The sequence below is a fragment of the Mycobacterium sp. PDNC021 genome (genome assembly GCF_048282635.1).
In the GTDB taxonomy this organism is placed as follows: domain Bacteria; phylum Actinomycetota; class Actinomycetes; order Mycobacteriales; family Mycobacteriaceae; genus Mycobacterium; species Mycobacterium llatzerense.
This window is the reverse complement of sequence record NZ_CP182502.1, coordinates 5,264,760-5,283,874: the sequence shown is the minus strand read 5'-3', so window position 1 is coordinate 5,283,874 and position 19,115 is coordinate 5,264,760. Positions and strand designations below refer to the sequence as shown.

At 67.9% G+C, this 19,115-nt stretch carries 15 protein-coding genes; 10 read left to right on the top strand and 5 right to left on the bottom strand.

Translation table 11 applies throughout. The features are described from left to right. Positions 1-126 precede the first annotated feature (126 nt). Positions 127-1,968 carry an ABC transporter family substrate-binding protein gene (locus ACNO8X_RS25150; protein WP_071288591.1) on the top strand — a complete coding sequence of 614 codons (1,842 nt, stop codon included), beginning with the start codon at positions 127-129 and terminating at the stop codon, positions 1,966-1,968. Here ACNO8X_RS25150 and ACNO8X_RS25145 read toward each other — a convergent pair. Continuing rightward, positions 1,955-3,256: a chloride channel protein gene (locus tag ACNO8X_RS25145; protein ID WP_418003202.1), complete on the bottom strand. Its 1,302-nt coding sequence runs from the start codon at positions 3,254-3,256 to the stop codon at positions 1,955-1,957. The two genes, ACNO8X_RS25150 and ACNO8X_RS25145, sit on opposite strands and share 14 nt — an antisense overlap. Before the next feature lie 28 nt (positions 3,257-3,284). Here ACNO8X_RS25145 and mshB point away from each other — a divergent pair, with 28 nt between their 5' ends. Then, positions 3,285-4,163 carry an N-acetyl-1-D-myo-inositol-2-amino-2-deoxy-alpha-D-glucopyranoside deacetylase gene (mshB, locus tag ACNO8X_RS25140; protein WP_418003201.1) on the top strand — a complete coding sequence of 293 codons (879 nt, stop codon included), beginning with the start codon at positions 3,285-3,287 and terminating at the stop codon, positions 4,161-4,163. Between the two features lie 90 nt (positions 4,164-4,253). Beyond that, entirely contained in the window at positions 4,254-4,706 is a 453-nt protein-coding gene (locus ACNO8X_RS25135) for a hypothetical protein (RefSeq protein WP_418003200.1), read from the top strand. A 141-nt stretch (positions 4,707-4,847) separates the two neighbouring features. Here ACNO8X_RS25135 and ACNO8X_RS25130 read toward each other — a convergent pair whose 3' ends face one another. Next, positions 4,848-6,176 carry a hypothetical protein gene (locus ACNO8X_RS25130; protein WP_418003199.1) on the bottom strand — a complete coding sequence of 443 codons (1,329 nt, stop codon included), beginning with the start codon at positions 6,174-6,176 and terminating at the stop codon, positions 4,848-4,850. Positions 6,177-6,389: 213 nt separating this feature from the next. On the opposite strand from ACNO8X_RS25130, the gene ACNO8X_RS25125 reads away from it, so the two are divergent. Next, positions 6,390-8,966 (top strand): bifunctional FO biosynthesis protein CofGH, encoded by a 2,577-nt coding sequence (locus ACNO8X_RS25125; RefSeq protein ID WP_418003198.1) that lies wholly within the window; start codon positions 6,390-6,392, stop codon positions 8,964-8,966. Between the two features lie 89 nt (positions 8,967-9,055). Continuing rightward, positions 9,056-9,526, top strand: a complete 471-nt coding sequence (locus tag ACNO8X_RS25120; RefSeq protein WP_418003197.1) for a DUF2231 domain-containing protein — start codon at positions 9,056-9,058, stop codon at positions 9,524-9,526. A 122-nt stretch (positions 9,527-9,648) separates the two neighbouring features. On the opposite strand, the gene ACNO8X_RS25115 is transcribed toward ACNO8X_RS25120, so the two are convergent. Together ACNO8X_RS25115 and ACNO8X_RS25110 are read right to left on the bottom strand one after the other, a co-directional pair. After that, positions 9,649-11,676, bottom strand: coding sequence for an FAD-dependent oxidoreductase (locus ACNO8X_RS25115; protein WP_418003196.1), 2,028 nt, complete (start codon positions 11,674-11,676; stop codon positions 9,649-9,651). Beyond that, a complete protein-coding gene (locus ACNO8X_RS25110) occupies positions 11,673-12,233 on the bottom strand; it encodes a PadR family transcriptional regulator (protein ID WP_133764346.1) in 561 nt (186 codons plus the stop codon). Before ACNO8X_RS25110 ends, ACNO8X_RS25115 begins: the two co-directional genes overlap by 4 nt. 246 nt (positions 12,234-12,479) lie before the next feature. Here ACNO8X_RS25110 and fdxA point away from each other — a divergent pair, with 246 nt between their 5' ends. The 5 genes from fdxA to ACNO8X_RS25085 all read left to right on the top strand — a co-directional run bounded on the left by fdxA (position 12,480) and on the right by ACNO8X_RS25085 (position 18,061). Next, positions 12,480-12,800: a ferredoxin gene (gene fdxA, locus ACNO8X_RS25105; protein WP_029121628.1), complete on the top strand. Its 321-nt coding sequence runs from the start codon at positions 12,480-12,482 to the stop codon at positions 12,798-12,800. Positions 12,801-12,802: 2 nt separating this feature from the next. Next, on the top strand, positions 12,803-13,906 hold the full coding sequence (gene dapC, locus ACNO8X_RS25100) for a succinyldiaminopimelate transaminase (RefSeq protein WP_418006029.1): 1,104 nt from the start codon (positions 12,803-12,805) through the stop codon (positions 13,904-13,906). Positions 13,907-14,045: 139 nt separating this feature from the next. Next, complete coding sequence (locus ACNO8X_RS25095; protein ID WP_418003195.1) at positions 14,046-16,307, top strand: sensor histidine kinase; 2,262 nt, start codon at positions 14,046-14,048, stop codon at positions 16,305-16,307. After that, complete coding sequence (locus tag ACNO8X_RS25090) at positions 16,282-16,959, top strand: LuxR C-terminal-related transcriptional regulator (RefSeq protein WP_418003194.1); 678 nt, start codon at positions 16,282-16,284, stop codon at positions 16,957-16,959. The genes ACNO8X_RS25095 and ACNO8X_RS25090 overlap by 26 nt, the downstream gene beginning before the upstream one ends. Before the next feature lie 76 nt (positions 16,960-17,035). Next, positions 17,036-18,061 (top strand): TIGR03617 family F420-dependent LLM class oxidoreductase, encoded by a 1,026-nt coding sequence (locus tag ACNO8X_RS25085; protein ID WP_418003193.1) that lies wholly within the window; start codon positions 17,036-17,038, stop codon positions 18,059-18,061. A gap of 83 nt (positions 18,062-18,144) precedes the next feature. On the opposite strand, the gene ACNO8X_RS25080 is transcribed toward ACNO8X_RS25085, so the two are convergent. Beyond that, on the bottom strand, positions 18,145-19,071 hold the full coding sequence (locus tag ACNO8X_RS25080; protein WP_418003192.1) for a LysR family transcriptional regulator: 927 nt from the start codon (positions 19,069-19,071) through the stop codon (positions 18,145-18,147). Positions 19,072-19,115: the final 44 nt, after the last annotated feature.

Genomic DNA, 19,115 nt, shown 5'->3' with positions numbered 1-19,115 from the left:
CCGCTGATTGTGGACTACATCAGGGGCGAGCGGAGCGACAGGGATTTGCCGCCGGGGCCTCGGCTGGTGGTTCGGCCCTACCCTGCGGATACCCTGAACGGCGTGCCGACCGCCCGCCGCCAGCTGATGACGACAGGCGCACTGGTGTCGGTTCTGGCGCTCGCCGGCTGCACCGTCAGCCCACCGCCCGCTCCGCGCAGCACCGAGACGACCAAGACCGTCGTCCCACCGCCGCCCAAGATGAGCCAGATCATCATGGCCATCGACTGGATCGGCCCCGGGTTCAACCCGCATCTGCAGTCCGATCAGTCGCCGGTCAACGCGGCGATCTCCGCGCTGGTCCTGCCGAGCTCGTTCCGGCCCATCGCCGATCCGGCGTCGCCGTCGGGATCGCGCTGGGAACTCGACCCGTCGTTGCTGTTGTCGGCCGAGGTGACCAACCAGAGCCCGTTCACCGTCACGTACAAGATCCGCCCCGAGGCGCAGTGGACCGACAACGCGCCCATCGCCGCCGACGACTACTGGTACCAGTGGCGGCAGATGGTCAGCCAGCCCGGCGTCGTCGACCCGGCCGGCTACGACCTGGTGACCGGCGTCCAGTCGGTCGACGGCGGCAAGACGGCCGTGGTGACCTTCGCCCGCCCGTACCCGGCCTGGCGGGAACTGTTCAACAACATCCTGCCCGCGCACATCGTCAAGGACGTGCCAGGTGGTTTCGGCGCCGGCCTCGCCCGGGCCATGCCGGTCACCGGCGGCCAGTTCCGGGTCGAGAGCATCGATCCGCAGCGCGACGAAATCCTGCTGGCGCGCAACGACCGCTACTGGAGCGTGCCGTCGGTGCCCGACCAGGTGCTGTTCCGGCGTGGGGGATCGCCTGCGGCCCTTGCTGATTCGATCCGTAACCGGGACACCCAGGTGGCTCAGGTGCACGGCGGGCAGGCGACGTTCGCGCAACTGGCGGCCATCCCGGGCGTGCGCACCGCGCGGATCGTCACCCCGCGGGTCATGCAGCTGACGCTGCGCGCGCAGCGACCGGGACTGACCGACACCCAGGTCCGCAAGGCGCTGCTGGGCCTGCTCGATGTCGGCCTGCTGGCGGCCGTCGGCGCGGGCAGCGACAACACCGTCACGCTGGCGCAGGCGCAGGTGCGGACGCCGTCCGACCCCGGCTATGTGCCGACGGCGCCGCCGGCGCTGGACCGCAATGCCGCGATGGACCTGCTGCACCAGGCCGGGTACAACGTCGAGTCCGCCGTCGCGCCGCCGTCGCTGCCCGGGACACCACCGCCGCCGGGCCACGATCGGCTGGTCAAGGACGGCACGCCGCTGGGGCTGGCCATCGGTGTCGCCGCCAACGACCCGACCTCGGTTGCGGTGGCGAACACGGCCGCCGACCAACTGCGCAGCGTCGGGATCGAGGCCACGGTGCTGGCGATGGATCCCGTGGCGCTGTACGCGGACGGGCTCGAGCGCGTCGACGCGATCGTCGGCTGGCGGCACGCCGGCGGCGACCTGGCGACGGTGCTGGCATCGCGCTACGGCTGCCCGGGTTTGGATGCGACGGCGGTGTCGACCGCGACGACCCCGGCACCCACTCCGCAGCCGACGTCGACCTCCAAAACCGTTGCGCCGCAGCCGCCGACGCCTTCGGTGACGTCGACTGCACCGACCATTCCGCTGCCCAAGCCGCTCGGCGGCGATCAGCTGGTGCAGGCGCCCAGCAACTTGACCGGCATCTGCGACCACGCGATCCAGCCCAAGATCGACGCGGCCCTCGCCGGCACCGAGAAGATCGCCGACGTTCTCAATGAGCTGGAGCCCAAGCTCTGGGCGATGGAGACGGTGCTGCCGATCCTGCAGGACACCACGATCGTCGCGGCCGGGCCGACGGTGCAGAACGTCAGCCTCACCGGCGCGGTCCCGGTCGGGATCGTGGGCGACGCCGGCAAGTGGGTCAAGGTTCCTTGAGCTGTTCCTGAGCCGGCTTCGGCCCGGGAGCCTTCGTCCGGGCCGCCGACTGTTCCCGTAGCAACCGGATGCCGTGCGACGAGTACGCGGCGACCGCGAAAACCAGTAGTAGCCACACCGGTGGATGTGCCAGCTCCCAGACGAACAGCGCCGCGAATGCCGGTGCCCGCTGGGTGATCGCGAGGACGCCCGCCGCGCAGGTGAGGGCCACCGCGGGCACGTGCAGGTGCGTGTCCGCCAGGCCATTGAGGGCGAACGTGGCGACGGTGCCCGCGGCCGCGCCGGTGGCCAATGCCGGGGTGATCATGCCGCCGACCGCGCCGACCCGCAGATACAGCGCGGTGAGCAGGGGTTTGAGCACCAGGAGAACCGCTGCGGCGGCGAGGCTCAGCTGGGCGTCGACGCTGACGATCAGCACGCTGCGGCCGTTCCCCGGCAGTTCGGGACGGTAGATCGAGCAGATGCCGGTGATCAGCCCGGCCAGCGCGACGCCCGGGACGAGCACCCAGGAGGTCAGCTGCGGCTTCGGGCCGGCGAGCGCCATCAGCCGGTTGAAGGCCAGGCCGATCACCACCGCAAGCGGTGCGATTGCTAACGCCAGCATGGTGAATTGGTACGACAGTGCCGGTTCCGGCCAGGTGAGGTCGCGCTCGAAATGGGTGACGGGGTGCGACACCGCGACCGCCAGGCTCGACGTGATGAGGGCCGTGCCGACGACCTTGGGGTGCCAGGTGCCCATCATGACGCGGGCGGCGAAGAACGCGCCGCCGAGCGGCACGCTGTACACCGCGCCCAGGCCGGCGCCCGCGGCGCAGGACAGCAGGATCTCGCGGTCGCGGGCGGTCAGCGTGCCCAGCGCCGACGACGTGAGCCGCCCGAGCCAGGTCGTCCCGTAACTGCTCAGGACGGCCGCCAATTGGCGCGGCGCCGTCTCCCGGCCCAGTGAGGCACCGGACCCGACCACCAGGGCCTGCAACGCCGCGTCGGCCGCCATCGGCAGATGCTGCATCGGCTTCTTCCCGGCGATGGTCGCCGACAGCGACGGCGTCCCATATCGCCGCCGCAGAAGCCACCAACCGAGTCCGGCCAGCGCCCCGCCGATCGCCGGTGCCAGCGCGCGCCGAACCGGCGAGCTGGCGCCGATCCCGTCGAGCAGGAGACCGTACGAATAGTGGTAGGCGAGATGTTCGACGGCGTGCAGCAGCGAGACCGTGAGCGCGCCGGCGACCCCGGCCAGCAGGCCGGTGAGCAGCACCGCACTGCCGAACTCGAGCGCACGTCGCGTCACCCGGAGAATGTATGCCAGCCTGGGGGATATGGAGACCCCACGGCTGCTGTTCGTCCACGCCCATCCGGACGACGAGACACTGACTACCGGAGCGACCATCGCGCACTACGCGGCCCGCGGCGCCGACGTACGAGTGCTCACCTGCACGCTGGGTGAAGAGGGTGAGGTCATCGGTTCACAGTGGGCACAGTTGGCGGCCGACGGTGCCGACCAGTTGGGCGGCTACCGCATCGGCGAATTGTCCTTGGCGCTCAAGGAATTGGGCGTCGACCGCCCTCGGTACCTGGGTGGGGCCGGCCGTTGGCGGGACTCTGGGATGGCCGGCAGCCCGGCGCGACACCGGACCCGCTTCGCGGACGCCGACATGGACGAGGCCGTCGCTGAGCTGGTGGCCGTGCTGCGGGACTTCCGCCCGCACGTCGTCGTCACCTACGACCCCAACGGCGGCTACGGGCACCCTGACCACATCCAGGCGCACCGCGTGACGACGGCCGCGGTCGCCGCGTCGTCGGGCGACGGTCATCCGGGGGAGCCGTGGCAGGTGCCGAAGTTCTACTGGACCGTGATGGACGGCGAGACGATGGCCGAGGGCCTGGCGTCACTGGACAGCATGGAGCTGCCCGACGGCTGGGTGCGGATTCCGGCCAGTGCGCTGGATTTTGTGCTCGACCACCCCATCGACGCCGTCATCGACATCCCGGAGACCCTGCCGGCCAAGGTCGCGGCCATGCGCGCACATCAGACTCAGGTGACCGTTCAGCCGGACGGCCGGGTGTTCGCCCTGTCCAACAACATCGCGCTGCCGATCACCGCGTGCGAACACTATGTCTTGGTGGAGGGCACGGCGGGCGAACGCGACGCCCGCGGTTTGGAAACTGACCTACTCAGCGGGATAAACCTGGCGTGACACCCGGATCGGGGGGAGTAGGGTGACCGCCATGGACTCGGATCTGGACCCCAACTTGCAGCACCTGCAGGGCCTTGGCGACAACTATCAGTGGGTCGTCGGCTCCCTCGTTTCGCTGCTCGACAGCATCCCGACCTGACATCAGCTCCGCCGCGCGCCGACCCCGGTCGGATGCGCGCGTTCGTCCTCGGTGTTCTCGCGCTCGACGGCGCCTTGTCGGCCATCGCCGGTGCACTGTTTCTGCCGCTCTACCTCGGCCCGGTGCCGTTCCCGATCAGTGCCCTGATCAGTGGACTGGTGAACGCCGCCCTGGTGTGGGCGGCGCTGCAGTGGACAACCAACTCCCGCTTGGCCGCGCTCCCGATGTGGGTCTGGCTGTCGACTGTCGTGATTCTGCTGCTCGGTGGGCCCGGCGATGACGTCGTGTTCGGCGGCCGCGGAATCATGCAGGCGTCGCCGTTGATCTTCTTGCTGCTCGGGGCGATGCCGCCCGGCGTGGTGCTGTGGCGCCATGCCCGGCGGCGCGCTGAAATGTCGGGGTAGCGGCCGGAATCCGGTCTCTCTGCACAACTCTCGTCCGGAGCCGTCAGCTTTCCTTGACGCGTCAGGGAAAGCTGACGGCTCCAGATCGAACGTGTGGCAAGGGCAGCCCACACTGCGCGTAGCCGGCGAAACCCGGCAGGTTCAGCCCTTGGCAGCGTGCCCTTCCGAGCCCGCATGCTGGCCCGCGTTGGCGTTGGACGACTGCCCGGCGCCCTTCTCGCCCTTGGTGCCCTTGGTGCCTTTGCCGGGCTTCGTCGTTCCGGTAGTGCCGGTTTCGCCCGCGGCCTGGTTGTCCCCGACGTTCTTGGTCCCGGTCTTGTCCCCGGTCTTCTTGCCGCGGGTCTTGACGGGCTTGGGCACCTTGACCTCGTCCTGCTGCTGGGCGGCCGGTCCGTCGGTGTCACCCGCGGCCGGGGCGCCCGGCTTCGGGTCGGTCTTGGGCTCGGTTTTGGGCTCTGTCTTCAGGTCCGTCTTGGGGTCGGTCTTCGGCTCTGTCTTGGGCTCTGTCTTGGGCTCGGCCTTGGGCTCTGTCTTGGGTTCGCCGGCCTGCGGGTCCGTCGGCTGGCCGGCCTCGGTGCCCTCCGTCTGCGTGCCCTTTTCGTCGGCCTTGCCCTTGTCCTCGACCTTGGCCGGCGTCTCCACGGGCTTCTCGGCCGGCTTCTCGGCGGGGGCCCCGGTCTGCGCGGCGGTTGGCGCGATCTTGCTCGTCGGGTCGGTCTTCTCAGCGGTCTTGGCCGGGGCGAAGCCGGCAGCCAGGCTGGTCAGCGCGGTCTGGACGGACTTGGCGAGCGACTCGAGGGTGGGCGTCGTGGCCGCGAGCGGGCCGATCGGCGGAAACGGCGGGATCGGCGGGATGAGCCAGCCGAAGAAGTAGTTGAACTCAGAGATGCCGAAGTTGATGACCGGCGGAATCGACATCCGGACCACGTTGCGGATGGCCTGGGTCCACACGAACAGGTTCAGCGGATCGTTCACGATCGGAACGACGGCCTGATAGAAGATGTTGTCGGAGATCGGCCTGATCAGCGTGTAGTAGAAGATGTCGGTCTGGGCCGCGATCGCGGATGAGAACGGGACGAACCACCCCGCCCAGTACAAGAGGTCGGTCGCGTAGTCGACGCCCCAGTCGACCCAGGCCTGGATTCCGGTGTACGCGTTGATGAGCCAGTCGCTGGCCGCGTTCTGCGCGCCGACGACGGGCGCGGCGGCCAATGGCGCCGCGGCCAACGGGTTCGGTCCGACCTTCGGTACGACGCCCGCGGCGGGCAGCTTGGGCGGCGCCGGCGGGGTCATATTGCTGGCCGCGGCCAGCAGCTTCACCATGGCCTCGGTCAGGTGCGGTTGGGCAGTGGTCGGGTGCGCGGGGACTGCGACGTCGGCGGGAACGACCTGAATCGGGGTGAGCGCCAGCGCTGTGGCGGTCGCCGCGGCGGCGCCCGCCACCAGATATGAACGAACAGAAACGGACACCATGACTCCTTGAAACGATCGCGTCCCGACCCTCTGAACTTACGCGGTCGTCACTAAAATCTTCCAGTAGTCTGCGCGTTTGCTGTATGTGTCGGGGTATGGGGCCCGCGACGCGCCGACGAGCTGGCGCTACTGTGGCCGGTATGCCAGGCGCAGTGGTTTCAGAATGTGAGACGCGTGGATGAACGCCGACACCACCGGGGTTACACGGAAGTGGCTCTGAACCCCCCGAACGGCGCAGACCTGCCTCTCCCCGTGGTCCCACCGCTCGCCGCGCCGTCATCGTCCGCGTTACGCCGCGTCCTGCGCCGCGCGCGTGACGGTGTTTCGCTCAATGTGGACGAGGCCGCCATCGCGATGACGGCCCGCGGCGACGACCTCGTCGACCTCTGCGCCAGCGCCGCCCGCGTCCGTGACGCCGGGCTGGAAGCGGCGGGCCGGCGAGGTGCGAACGGCCGGTTGCCGGTGTCGTATTCGCGCAAGGTATTCATCCCCGTCACCCACCTGTGCCGTGACACCTGCCATTACTGCACGTTCGTGACGGTGCCCGGCAAGCTGCGCGCGCAGGGCATGGGCATGTTCATGGAGCCCGACGAGATTCTCGACGTGGCTCGCCGCGGCGCCGAGTTGGGTTGCCAGGAGGCGCTTTTCACCCTGGGTGACCGCCCGGAGGACCGGTGGGACGAAGCCAAGCAGTGGCTCGACGAACGTGGCTATGACTCCACCCTCGATTACGTGCGCGCCATGGCGATTCGCGTTCTTGAGGAAACCGGACTGCTGCCGCACCTGAACCCCGGCGTGATGAGCTGGTCCGAACTGTCGCGGCTCAAGCCGGTGGCGCCGTCCATGGGCATGATGCTCGAGACCACGTCGCGCCGCCTGTTCGAGACCAAGGGCCTGGCGCACTACGGCAGCCCCGACAAGGACCCGGCAGTCCGGCTGCGCACGCTCGACGACGCCGGCCGGCTGTCCATCCCGTTCACCACGGGTCTGTTGGTCGGTATCGGTGAGAACCTCACCGAGCGGGCCGAGACCATGCACGCGATCCGCAAGTCCCACAAGGAGTTCGGGCACGTGCAGGAAGTCATCGTGCAGAACTTCCGGGCCAAGGATCACACCGCCATGGCCGCGACGCCCGACGCCGGGATCGACGATTTCCTGGCCACCATCGCGGTGACCCGCCTGGTGCTCGGACTCAAGATGCGGATCCAGGCGCCGCCGAACCTGGTGTCCCGCGAAGAATGCCTGGCGCTGATCGGCGCCGGCGTCGACGACTGGGGCGGCGTCTCACCGCTGACCCCCGACCACGTCAACCCGGAACGGCCCTGGCCGGCGCTGGACGACTTGGCTTCTGTGACTGCTGAAGCCGGCTATGACCTGGTGCAGCGACTGACGGCGCAGCCGTCGTACGTGCAGGCCGGGGCGGCCTGGATCGACCCGCGCGTGCGCGGACATGTGGATGCCCTGGCCGACCCGGAGACCGGGTGGGCGCGCGACGTCAACCCCGTCGGACTGCCGTGGCAGGAACCCGACGAGGCTGCAGAATCGTTGGGTCGCACCGATCTGCACACCGCCATCGACACCGAGGGCCGGCTGACGGAGACGCGCAGCGACCTCGGTAGCGCGTTCGGCGACTGGGAGTCCATTCGGGAGAAGGTCTCCGAGCTGGCGGCCCGCGCACCGGAACGCATCGATACCGACGTGCTCGCCGCGCTGCGTGCCGCCGAACGGAACCCGGGCGGCTGCACCGACGACGAGTACCTGGCTCTGGCCACGGCCGACGGACCGGCGCTGGAAGCTGTTGCAGCGCTGGCAGATTCGCTGCGGCGGGATGTCATGGGTGACGACGTCACGTTCGTCGTCAACCGGAACATCAACTTCACCAACATCTGCTACACCGGCTGCCGCTTCTGCGCCTTCGCGCAGCGCAAGGGTGACGCCGACGCCTACTCGCTGTCCACGGACGAGGTGGCCGACCGCGCCTGGGAGGCGCACGTCGCCGGAGCCACCGAGGTCTGCATGCAGGGTGGCATCGACCCCGAGCTGCCCGTCACCGGGTACGCCGATCTCGTGCGTGCGGTGAAGAAGCGGGTGCCGTCGATGCACGTGCATGCCTTCTCGCCCATGGAGATTGCGAACGGTGTCACGCGCAGCGGGTTGTCGACGCGCGAGTGGCTGACGTCGCTGCGTGAGGCGGGCCTCGACACCATCCCGGGTACCGCCGCCGAGATTCTCGACGACGAAGTTCGCTGGGTGCTGACCAAGGGCAAGCTGCCGACCGCCGAGTGGATCAACGTGGTGACCACCGCGCACGAAGTGGGTCTGCGGTCGTCGTCGACGATGATGTACGGGCACGTCGACACCCCGAAGCACTGGGTGGGACACCTGAACGTGCTGCGTGGAATCCAGGACCGCACAGGCGGTTTCACCGAGTTCGTGCCGCTGCCGTTCGTGCACCAGTCGTCGCCGCTGTATCTGGCCGGTGGCGCGCGCCCGGGGCCGACGCACCGCGACAACCGCGCGGTGCACGCACTGGCGCGGATCATGCTGCACGGCAGGATCCCCAGCATCCAGACCTCGTGGGTCAAGCTCGGGGTCGAGCGCACCCAGGTGATGCTCCAGGGCGGCGCCAACGACCTCGGCGGCACCCTGATGGAGGAGACCATCTCCCGCATGGCCGGCTCGGAGAACGGATCCGCCAAGACCGTCGCCGAGCTGGTCGCCATCGCCGAAGGCATCGGCCGCCCGGCCCGCCAGCGCAGCACCGACTACTCACCCCTGGCCGCCTAACCGCGAGCGGCCGTGTTTGTACGGGCATTCGCGGTGTGTCATGTGGGCTTTACGCACACTCACAGGTAGCGAGTGTCAGGCTTGGGTGTGTGAACACGATCGGCGACATCCCCGCGCACCCGTTCTTCGTCCACTTCATCGTGGTGCTGGCTCCACTGACGGCGATCTTGCTGATCCTCTGCGCGGTGTGGCCCGCAGCCCGCGCGCGGCTGGTATGGCTGACGCTGGCGCTGTCCTTGGTCGTGACGGTGCTGACCCCGCTGGCCACCGAGGCGGGCGAGTGGTTGGAGCACCAACAGAAGAAGAACGGACCGATATCGCCGATCCTGCATCAGCACACCGAAGCCGGCGACACCATGATCTACGGCGCTTTGGGTCTGCTGGTGATATCGGTGGCACTGGTGGCGCTGCATCGGTGGGGTGATCGCCTGGCCGCCCGTCGCACGGTCGTGACCGTTGTGGTCGCGGTGCTCGCCGTGGTGATCGGGGTGTCGACCATCGTTCAGGTTGTGCGCATCGGCGACACCGGCGCCCACGCGGTCTGGGGCGGCGGGTCGTAGGTCGGGGCGCCGATATGCGGCGCACCCCCCCGCCGAGCGTGGGGGTTGTTGGTGACGACACGCCGCATGGAGCGCGGCAGCCCACACTCTCGAGGTAGGGCCGTGGCCCGGTTGGTGCGGAACTACAGCGACGCAGCCAGTTCCGTGCCCTGCCGAATGGCCCGCTTGGCGTCCAGCTCGGCTGCCACGGCTGCTCCGCCGATGATGTGCGGCTCGATTCCGGCCTGGCGCAGAGCGCCTTCCAGGTCGCGCACCGACTCCTGGCCGGCGCAGATCACCACATTGTCGACCTCGAGGACGCGTGCTCCGGACCGGTCCGGCCCGAAGCTGATGTGCAGCCCGGCGTCGTCGATCCGTTCGTAGTTCACCCCGGAAAGCTGCTGCACGCCTTTGGCTTTGACCGATGCCCGGTGCACCCAGCCGCTGGTCTTGCCGAGCCCGCGTCCCTGGGCGCCCTTGGTGCGCTGCAGCAGGTACACCTCGCGGGCCGGTGGCAGCGGGATCGCGGTGGCCAACCCGCCGCGGGCGTTGCCGCCGTCGGCGATGCCCCACTCGGTTCGCCACTCCTTGAGATTCAGGGTGGGGGATTCATCGACCGTGAGGAACTCGCTGACGTCGAAACCGATTCCGCCGGCGCCGATCACGGCCACCCGCTTGCCGATGGGTGCGCCGGTGATCGCCTCGGCGTACGACAGCACCATCGGATGGTCGATGCCCGGGATGTCCGGCATGCGGGGCGCGACACCGGTGGCGAGCACGACGTCGTCGTAGCCGGACAGTTCGTCGGCTGACGCCCGGGTGCCCAGTCGCACGTCCACTCGATGCTTGGACAGCATCGTGGTGTAGTAGCGGAGGGTCTCGTTGAACTCCTCTTTACCGGGAATCCGTCGGGCGAGATCGAATTGGCCACCGATGTGGTCGCCGGCCTCGAACAGCGTCACGTCGTGGCCGCGCTGCGCGGCGGTGACGGCAGCGGCCAGGCCGGCCGGTCCGGCACCGACAACCGCAACCCGCTTGGTGGTCCGAGTCTTGCCCAGTACCAACGTGGTTTCGTGCCCCGCTCGCGGATTCAGCAGGCACGACACGGTCTTGTGCACAAACGCGTGGTCCAGGCAGGCCTGGTTGCAGGCGATGCAGGTGTTGATCTCGTCGGCCGCGTCGTGCTGGGCCTTGCGGACCCAGTCCGGGTCGCTCAGGAGCGGACGGGCCATCGAGATCAGTTGCACCGCACCGTCGGCCAGAATCTGTTCGGCCGACTGCGGCATGTTGATCCGGTTGGAGGCCACCACGGGAATGGTGACGTGTTGTGCCACCGCATTACTGATATCCGCGAACGCGCTGTTCGGTACCGACGTGACGATGGTGGGCACCCGTGCTTCGTGCCAGCCGATCCCGGTGTTGATGATCGTCGCTCCGGCAGCCTCGATTTCCGTTGCCAGGGTGAGGATTTCCTCCCAGGTCTGGCCGTCCTCGACGTAGTCGGCCATGGATAGCCGGTAGCAGATGATGAAGTCGCGGCCGACGGCCTCGCGGGTGCGCCGGACGATCTCGACGGGGAACCGGCGGCGCTTTTCGGGCGTGCCGCCCCAGGCGTCGGTGCGCTTGTTGGTGCGCGGCGCCAGGAACTGGTTCAGCAGATAGCCTTCGCTGCCCATGATCTCGACGCCGTCGTACCCGGCCTCGCGGGCCAGCAGCGCGCATTTCACGAAGTCGTCGATGGTGCCCTCTACGTCGCGCAGCGCCCGCGGCCGGAACGGGTTGATAGGAGCCTTGATCGACGAGGCGCTGACCGAAAGTGGTTGGTACGCATAGCGTCCCGCGTGTAGCACCTGCAGCAGGATCTTGCCGCCCTCGGCGTGGACGGCCGTGGTGATCTTCCGGTGCCGACGGGCGTCGCTCGAGGACAGCATCTCGGCGGCGAACGGCAGCAGCCAGCCGGTCCGGTTGGGTGCATAGCCGCCGGTGATGATCAGCCCGACGCGGCCGCGGGCCCGCTCGGCGAAGTACTCGGCGAGCTTGCCGGTGTCGCGCGCGCGGTCCTCCAGGCCCGTGTGCATCGAACCCATGATCACCCGGTTACGGAGGGTGGTGAAGCCAAGGTCCAACGGGGACAACAGGTTCGGATAGGGCGTTGAATGCGGCACAGTCATCGGTTTCCTCTCAATGCCAGCAGAACTTCGTCCAACCAGTCCACCGATCCCTGCTCGGCGCGGATACCGCCGCGCAGCACCAAGTACTGGTGCAGCGCGCTGCCGGTGAGCGCGGCCGGATCGGGGAACTGACGTTTCTCGTAGCCGAGGTAGGTGTCGAGCAGTGCGGCGCGTTCGGCGCGCAGCGCGTGAATCTGCTCGTGTAGTGCGGCGGTGCTTTCCGCTGAGCCATACGCCGCGCCGCGCAGCTTCACCGCGAGTTCACGGGTGCGGGCGTCGGTTACGGCACTGCCGCGCCCGGTGAGCGGTTCGGCGATCCAGCGCTCCAGCTCGGCGCGGCCGGCGTCCGTCACCGAGTAGACCTTCTTGTCCGGCCGGCCGTGCTGCGCGACGACCTCGACGCTGACCCAGGCATCCATGGTGCGCAGCGTCTTGTAGATCTGCTGGTGCGTGGCCGCCCAGAAATAGCCGATGGACCGGTCGAACCGGTTCGCCAGTTCGTAGCCGGAACCGGCTTGTTCGCACAGCGCCACGAGGATGGCGTGGGGGAGAGCCACGGCACGAGCCTAGGTGCTACCGGCGGTCCTATGCAACAAATTGCAAAGCGAAACATGACACGCGTAAAAACCTGTGAGTCACAACTAGTCGGAAGGTATCTGCAACGGCTAGTGTCAGTAACCACGCGCTCCGGCGCGCAAAGTTAGGTCACACTGAGCCAGACCGCTCAAAATGGGCGCACCATACTGACGTCGGCTCGTTGAGTCCTGATGAGCCAGCAGCCCCCTGGAACAGGAGAACTACCGGTGACGTACGTCATTGCCGAACCCTGCGTCGACGTCAAAGACAAGGCATGCATCGAAGAATGCCCGGTCGATTGCATCTACGAGGGTGCACGCATGTTGTACATCCACCCCGATGAGTGTGTGGACTGCGGCGCTTGCGAGCCCGTCTGCCCCGTCGAGGCCATCTACTACGAGGACGACGTCCCCGATCAGTGGAGCGGATACACCCAGAACAACGCCGACTTCTTCGCCGAGCTCGGCTCGCCGGGTGGTGCGTCGAAGGTCGGCCAGACCGACAACGACCCGCAGGCGGTCAAGGATCTCGCGCCGCAGGGCGAGTGACCCTGTCCGCTCGAACCAAGGTCTCGGCTGCTCTGCCGGTGTTCCCCTGGGACACGCTGGCTGACGCAACCGCGACCGCGCGTGCCCACCCCGACGGCATCGTCGACCTGTCCGTCGGTACGCCCGTAGATGCGGTGGCCGACGTCATTCGGGAGGCCCTGGCCGCCGCCAGTGCCGCACCGGGTTATCCGACGACGGCCGGCACGCCGGCGGTTCGCGCGTCGGCGGTGGCTGCCCTGCAGCGCCGCTACGGCGTCACCGGTCTGCCGGAGCAGGCGGTGCTGCCGGTCATCGGCACCAAAGAGGTGATCGCCTGGCTGCCGACCCTGCTGGGGTTGGGGGCCGCCGACACGGTCGTCGTGCCCGAGCTGGCCTACCCGACGTACGACGTCGGCGCGCGGCTGGCCGGTGCCCAGGTGCTGCGGGCCGATTCACTGACCCAGATCGGGCCGCAGGCGCCCGGGCTGGTCTACCTGAACTCGCCCAGCAACCCGACCGGCAAGGTGCTCGGTGTCGACCACCTGCGCAAGGTCGTCGGCTGGGCGCGTGAGCGTGGTGTCGTCATCGCGTCCGACGAGTGCTACCTCGGCCTGGCGTGGGACGCCCAGCCGCTGTCGGTGCTGCATCCCGACGTCTGCGACGGCGACCACACGGGTCTCCTGGCCGTGCACTCGCTGTCCAAGACGTCATCGCTGGCCGGTTACCGGGCCGGTTTCGTGGCGGGTGATCCGGCTTTGGTCGCAGAGCTGTTGGCGGTGCGCAAGCATGCCGGGATGATCGTCCCGACGCCGGTGCAGTCCGCGATGGTCGCCGCCCTTGACGACGACGAGCACGAACGTGTCCAGCGCGACCGCTACGCCAAGCGGCGCGACGCACTGCTGGCGGCGGTCCGGGGCGCCGGCTTCACCGTCGAGCACTCCGAGGCGGGCCTGTATCTGTGGGCCACCCGCGGCGAGTCCGGTCGTGCGACGGTCGCGTGGCTGGCCGAACGCGGCATCCTCGTCGCCCCCGGTGAGTTCTACGGCCCGGCCGGTGAGCAGTTCGTGCGCATCGCGTTGACCGCGACCGACGAGCGCATCGCCGCCGCCGTTTCCCGCCTGGCTTAGGCCTTGTCGGTTCGCTTCGGCTGAACGTCGCCGGGTCGGTTTCGGCCAACCCGCGCATCGCCATGCCGCGGCGTTTGCCAGGCCAATTTCTGGGACGGCCAGCGCCGCAGTTGAGGGTGGCGCACAATGACCTCTCGCCATGATTGATGCCCTCGCGTCCGACGCCTCGCGGCGGAACATGCTGCGGCAAGCCAAGCGCATCACGTTGTTCATGCGTCACGGAGCCAATCTGTTGGTCTGCGCGGTCGTCGTCGTGCTACCTCCAGTGCCGCACGAACTTGCCGCCCGGGTGTTTGCCGGTGCGCTCGGCGCATGGGCTGTCTACCGATTGGTCTCCCCATCGCATGGCTCGCGGCTGGTGGTGGTCGACTACATCACCACGCTCGCGGCCTGCCTGGCCACCCCGGTACTGGTGGCAGGCCCGCATTTCTACCTGTCGAACAGCGTTCCGGTGGTGGTCGCCGGCACCGCTGTTGTCAGCTTCTCCCTCTCCATGCCCGCTGCGGTCAGTCTCGCGATGAGCATCGGGATCGCCGCTGCGTTCGCAGTCGGTTCTTCGGGAGTCGTCGGCTGGAGTCATGTCGGCGACATCTTCAACTTGTACTACTTCGCGTTGCAATGGGTGACGGGGGTGTTGGTCCGAATGATGGTGTTACGTGTGGCCGACTCCGTTGACGCGGCGCGCGCGGATCGAGTGGCCGCGGAACTGCAACAGGAGGTCGCCACCGCGGTCCGCGAGTATGACCGCGAACAGACGCGGCTGCTGCACGACACTGTCGCCTCGACCCTGCTGATGGTCGGTGATGGCACCACATTGGCGCCCGAGCGCGTCGCCGCACAGGCCCGTCGCGACCTGGAGGTGTTCTCCGACAGGCCCTGGGCGCCCCGGGCGCGCGCTGATCTTGTTGCGGCCCTTCGTCACAACGCTGACCACATCGCGACACCGATGACCTATGCCGGGGCCGAAGCACTGTGGCTCGACGGTGTGACAGTGGCGGCGGTCGCCGCCGCGGCCCGAGAAGTGCTCAACAACGTAGACCGGCATTCCGGTGCCACCGGGGTGACGATCACCGTTGCACCTGGGCAGGTACGCATCGCCGACGACGGCCGCGGCTTCGATGCCACCCAGCCGGTGCGGGGGCACGGGATTGCGAACTCGATCACTGCCCGCATGCACAGAATCGGCGGTGACGTGGCAATTCATTCACGTCCCGGGTACGGTACGACCGTCGAATTACGTTGGCACACAGACACACAGGCGACTGCGGAACCGCCTGCCGATCCAGAGAGACTGATCGAACGCACCCGGGCGGGCTATGGTCTGGCGCTTATTGCTTACGCCTGCGTGAACCTGCTGGCGATGGTGCCCGCCGCCGCATCTGCGACCGGGCATCCACAGCTGCAGTGGGCGTTGGCGGCGATATCCGCAGCGGCAACCCTGGCGGCGATCGCCGGAGTCCTCGGGTGGCAATGGGTGCCGCGCCGCGCAAATGTCGCGGCACTGGTGCTCGTTTCGGTGGTGCAATCAATGTCGCTGCCTGTTGATCTTCTCGGAACGGCTGCCCAGTGGCCCCAGAATGCCATCGGCTGGTGTGTGCTGCCGCTGCTTCTCAACGAGCGGGTACGTGTCGGTGTCGTCGTCCTGATCGGCTGCTGGACCATCCCCGGCGTCTACGCCCTGATCCGGGACCCGTCGGCGCATACCGTGGCCAATCTCGGCTATGGGACGGCCAGCATCCTGCTGTTGCAGTTGTGCGCGCTGCTGTTCGACAACCTGATCCGACGGGCGGCAGTGGCCGCCGGTGCTGAAGCCGAGGCTCGGGTGCGTCTGGTTGCAGCCGACCGCATCGCCGACGCCGTGCAAGCGGAGTACCGGCGTCGCTACGCCGATCTAGCCGACACGATCCGTCCGCTGCTGCTCGTCCTGGCCAGCGGCGGCACGGTTGATGCCACCATTGCGCGGTCCGCTCAGATCGAATACCAGCGCCTGCGTGCACTTTTCGACCAATCAGCTGCCTTCGATCACGTTCTGATGCGCGCGCTGCGCCCCGTCGTCGATGGCGTCCAGGACCGCGGTGTGGCGGTATCCACCAGTGTTGCCGGAACCCTGCCCGTCATCGATGACGTGGTGGCACGGCGGCTCACCCACGTGATTCACCTGATGCTGACGGCTCCCTCTACGTTTGCTTCTGCCCGAATCACCGTGTCCGGCGATGCGTTCGCAGTCAAGCTCAGCGTGATCTGCCGAGGGGTGCAACACCCCGAAATTCTCACCGAACAGATCGCCGATGGCGAAGATCAACTCGACCTGACCGTTCTCGACGACACGGTATGGATCACCGTGCGACACCAGCTCACAGGAGGAGCCCCCGAGTATGCCCTTGCCGGAAACGCACCCTGAATCCCCGGGGATCGCCGTGGTCGATGACCACGACATCATTCACACCGGGGTAGCCGCGCGATGTGCCCAGGCCGACCCGCCCGTTGGGGTCGTCTCCAGCCACCTGACGGCCGAATCCTTCTTGGCAACCCATCCGGCGGTCACTCCCGGTCTGTCGGCGGTTGTTCTTGACCTCGAATTACGCAGCCGGAAACCAGATTTCGCGGCTCTTACTGCGGTGGTCGATGCCGGCCACACCGTAATCGTGTACACGCACTTGGAAAACGACGAGGTCATCCTGCGCTGCATGGACCTCGGTGCGGTCACCTATCTGGCCAAGAGTGAAGGCCAGCATCATCTGATCGAGGCGATCCGCGCCGCCGGCACCGGCGAGCCCTACATCGGACCCCGCATGGCTGCGGCGATCTGGGCTGACTCCACCGTTGGCCGGCCGCGCCTCAGCGATCGCGAACTCGAAGTGCTCAGTGCCTGGTTCCAGACCGAGAGCAAGGACATCGTCGCCAAGAGCCTGTACCTTTCGCCCGCCACCGTCAAAACCCACCTGCAACGCATCCGTGCCAAATACGCCGCCGTTGGCCGACCAGCCCCGACCAAGGCCAAACTCGTTGCGCGAGCGGTGCAAGACGGCTTGCTCAGTATCGACCAGCTGTGAGGCACCTGCGGTGCACCGACCGCAGTCTCGGGGTGTACGCGTCGGCTCGCCCCGCGGGTAGCTACTGTCGTGGCGCATGCAGGTATTCGCCGCCATGTCGCCCGAGTTGCCGCTGACGCAGGTTCCGGCTTACGCGCGCCGGGTCGAGAAGCTCGGTTTCGACGGGTTGCACATTGCGGAGACGATCCACGACTCGCTCGCCGTGGCGCTGTTGGCCGCCGAACACACGGAACGGATGATCATCCGGACAGCCGTCACCCTGGCGTTTGTCCGCAGCCCCATGCTCACCGCCTATGCGGCTTGGGATTTGGCGACCTTATCGGGCGGGCGATTCGAATTGGGCCTCGGCAGCCAGATTCGACAGAACATCGAGGGTCGGTTCGGGATGCCGTGGAGCGAACCGTGTGCGCGTATGGCCGACTACGTCAGCGCGATCACCGCGATCTTCGAGGCGTTCCGCAGCGGCGGTTCTGTGCATCACGAGGGCGACGCGTACCGCATCACCCGGCTGCAGCCGTATTTCAATCCGGGGCCGAATGACATTGAGCCACCACGCATCTGGTTGGGCGCGGTCAACGCGCGGATGTGTGAACTCGCCGGCGGGGCAGCGCACGGTGTCGTCACGCACTCGACGAATTCTGATCCCGAATACCTGAGAGACGTTGTGCGCCCAGCACTTCAGCGTGGTGCGGAGGTCGCGGGCCGCTCCGGGTTGCCTCTGCTCGTCGCGTCGACCGCCGTCGCTGCCGGCAGTACCGATCTGTTGGTGGCCGCCGAGCGAGAGCGTCAACGCCGGATGTTGGCGTTCCTGTTGTCGACTCCCGCATATGCGGCGACGCTGACGCGGCGAGGCTGGCACGCGCTGGCCGACGAGCTTCGAGCCCTGATCAAGCAGCAGCGGTGGGATGACCTGCCGACGGTGCTCGGTGACACGGTGCTAGATCAGCTGATCACCGCCGGCCGATACGACCAATTGCCGGATCTCTTGCGCGCCAAGTACGGCGGCATCGCTGACGGGGTTGTGCTTCCGCCGATCAGTGATGACGCGACCGAGGATGGGCCGGTGCGGGCCTGTGTCGAGGACCTTCGGCAACGGGGATGAGCGTAGCCAAGACTTGCTGAGTCGTACCGTCGATCACCTGTGCCGTATCGCGGGTGGACGTGCGGCCGGCCGGCGGTAGGCGATCAGTCCACGTCGAGCTGCGGGGGCACTGCCGAAGCCAATGCCGCCCGGCACGCCACGATGGCCGGTGTCTGGCTGATGGCGGTCCGGGTCGCCGTGAACACCACCCGCCGACGCGGATCGACGTCCACGACGCGCAAATCGGGACGGCGCCGGACCCGCATCAGGTCGGGCAGGATCGCGACCGCGTTGCCATTCTCGATCAGGGCGATCTGGGCTTCGAGGTCGTCGGTCTCGAAGCGGACGTCGGGCTCGAAACCTGCTTGCCGGCAAAGCTGTTCGGCCCAGTGCCGGGAGGCGGTGCCTTCGGGCTCCATCGTCCACGGCAGTTCGGCGGCATCTTTGACCGAGGAGACGCGGTCCCAGGGGTCTCCGGTCGGTGGTACGGCCAGCCGCAACAGGTCGGTGGTCAGCGGTGCCCGGTGTAGATCGGGATACGCGCGCGCAGCATGCCCCGGATACTCCTCGGCGATCACCAGATCGAACTCGCGCAGCCACGTCTCGTAGAGCGCCTGCTCCGGTTCGCGTTGCGACATCGTCACGCGAAGACGCGGATGGCGGGTCGCCAACTCCGTCAGCATCTGCGGCATGAAGGCCGAGGCCGCCGATTGGAAGACGGCCAGCCGAACGGTGCCGGAAGCCTCGTCGCTCTGCACCGCGATGTCGGAGGCGGCTTGCTCGAGCCGCGCCAAGATGACCGCGGTGTGCTCGACGAGCACCTCGGCCGCGGGGGTGAGCCGCAGCCGGCGGCCGACCTTCTCCAGCAGTGGCACGCCGACCTCGCGCTCGAGCTGGCTCAGCGCCTGAGAGACCGCCGACGGGCTTTGGTGCAACGCCTCGGCGACGTCGGACAACGTGCCGCGCAGGCTCAGCTCGTGCAGCAGCCGCAGCCGGCGGACATCCAGCAGATCCGCGCGTAGATGTTTCATTGCTACTTAAACTTTCGTGTCAGAAATCATCGCTTTATTTTAAG

Coding starts and splice junctions, on each gene's coding strand:
- ACNO8X_RS25095 (WP_418003195.1), top strand. CDS start 14,046: ATGATTGATGCCCTCGCGTCCGACGCCTCGCGGCGGAACATGCTGCGG.
- mshB (WP_418003201.1), top strand. CDS start 3,285: ATGGAGACCCCACGGCTGCTGTTCGTCCACGCCCATCCGGACGACGAG.
- ACNO8X_RS25090 (WP_418003194.1), top strand. CDS start 16,282: ATGCCCTTGCCGGAAACGCACCCTGAATCCCCGGGGATCGCCGTGGTC.
- ACNO8X_RS25150 (WP_071288591.1), top strand. CDS start 127: ATGACGACAGGCGCACTGGTGTCGGTTCTGGCGCTCGCCGGCTGCACC.
- ACNO8X_RS25085 (WP_418003193.1), top strand. CDS start 17,036: ATGCAGGTATTCGCCGCCATGTCGCCCGAGTTGCCGCTGACGCAGGTT.
- ACNO8X_RS25115 (WP_418003196.1), bottom strand. CDS start 11,676: ATGACTGTGCCGCATTCAACGCCCTATCCGAACCTGTTGTCCCCGTTG.
- ACNO8X_RS25080 (WP_418003192.1), bottom strand. CDS start 19,071: ATGAAACATCTACGCGCGGATCTGCTGGATGTCCGCCGGCTGCGGCTG.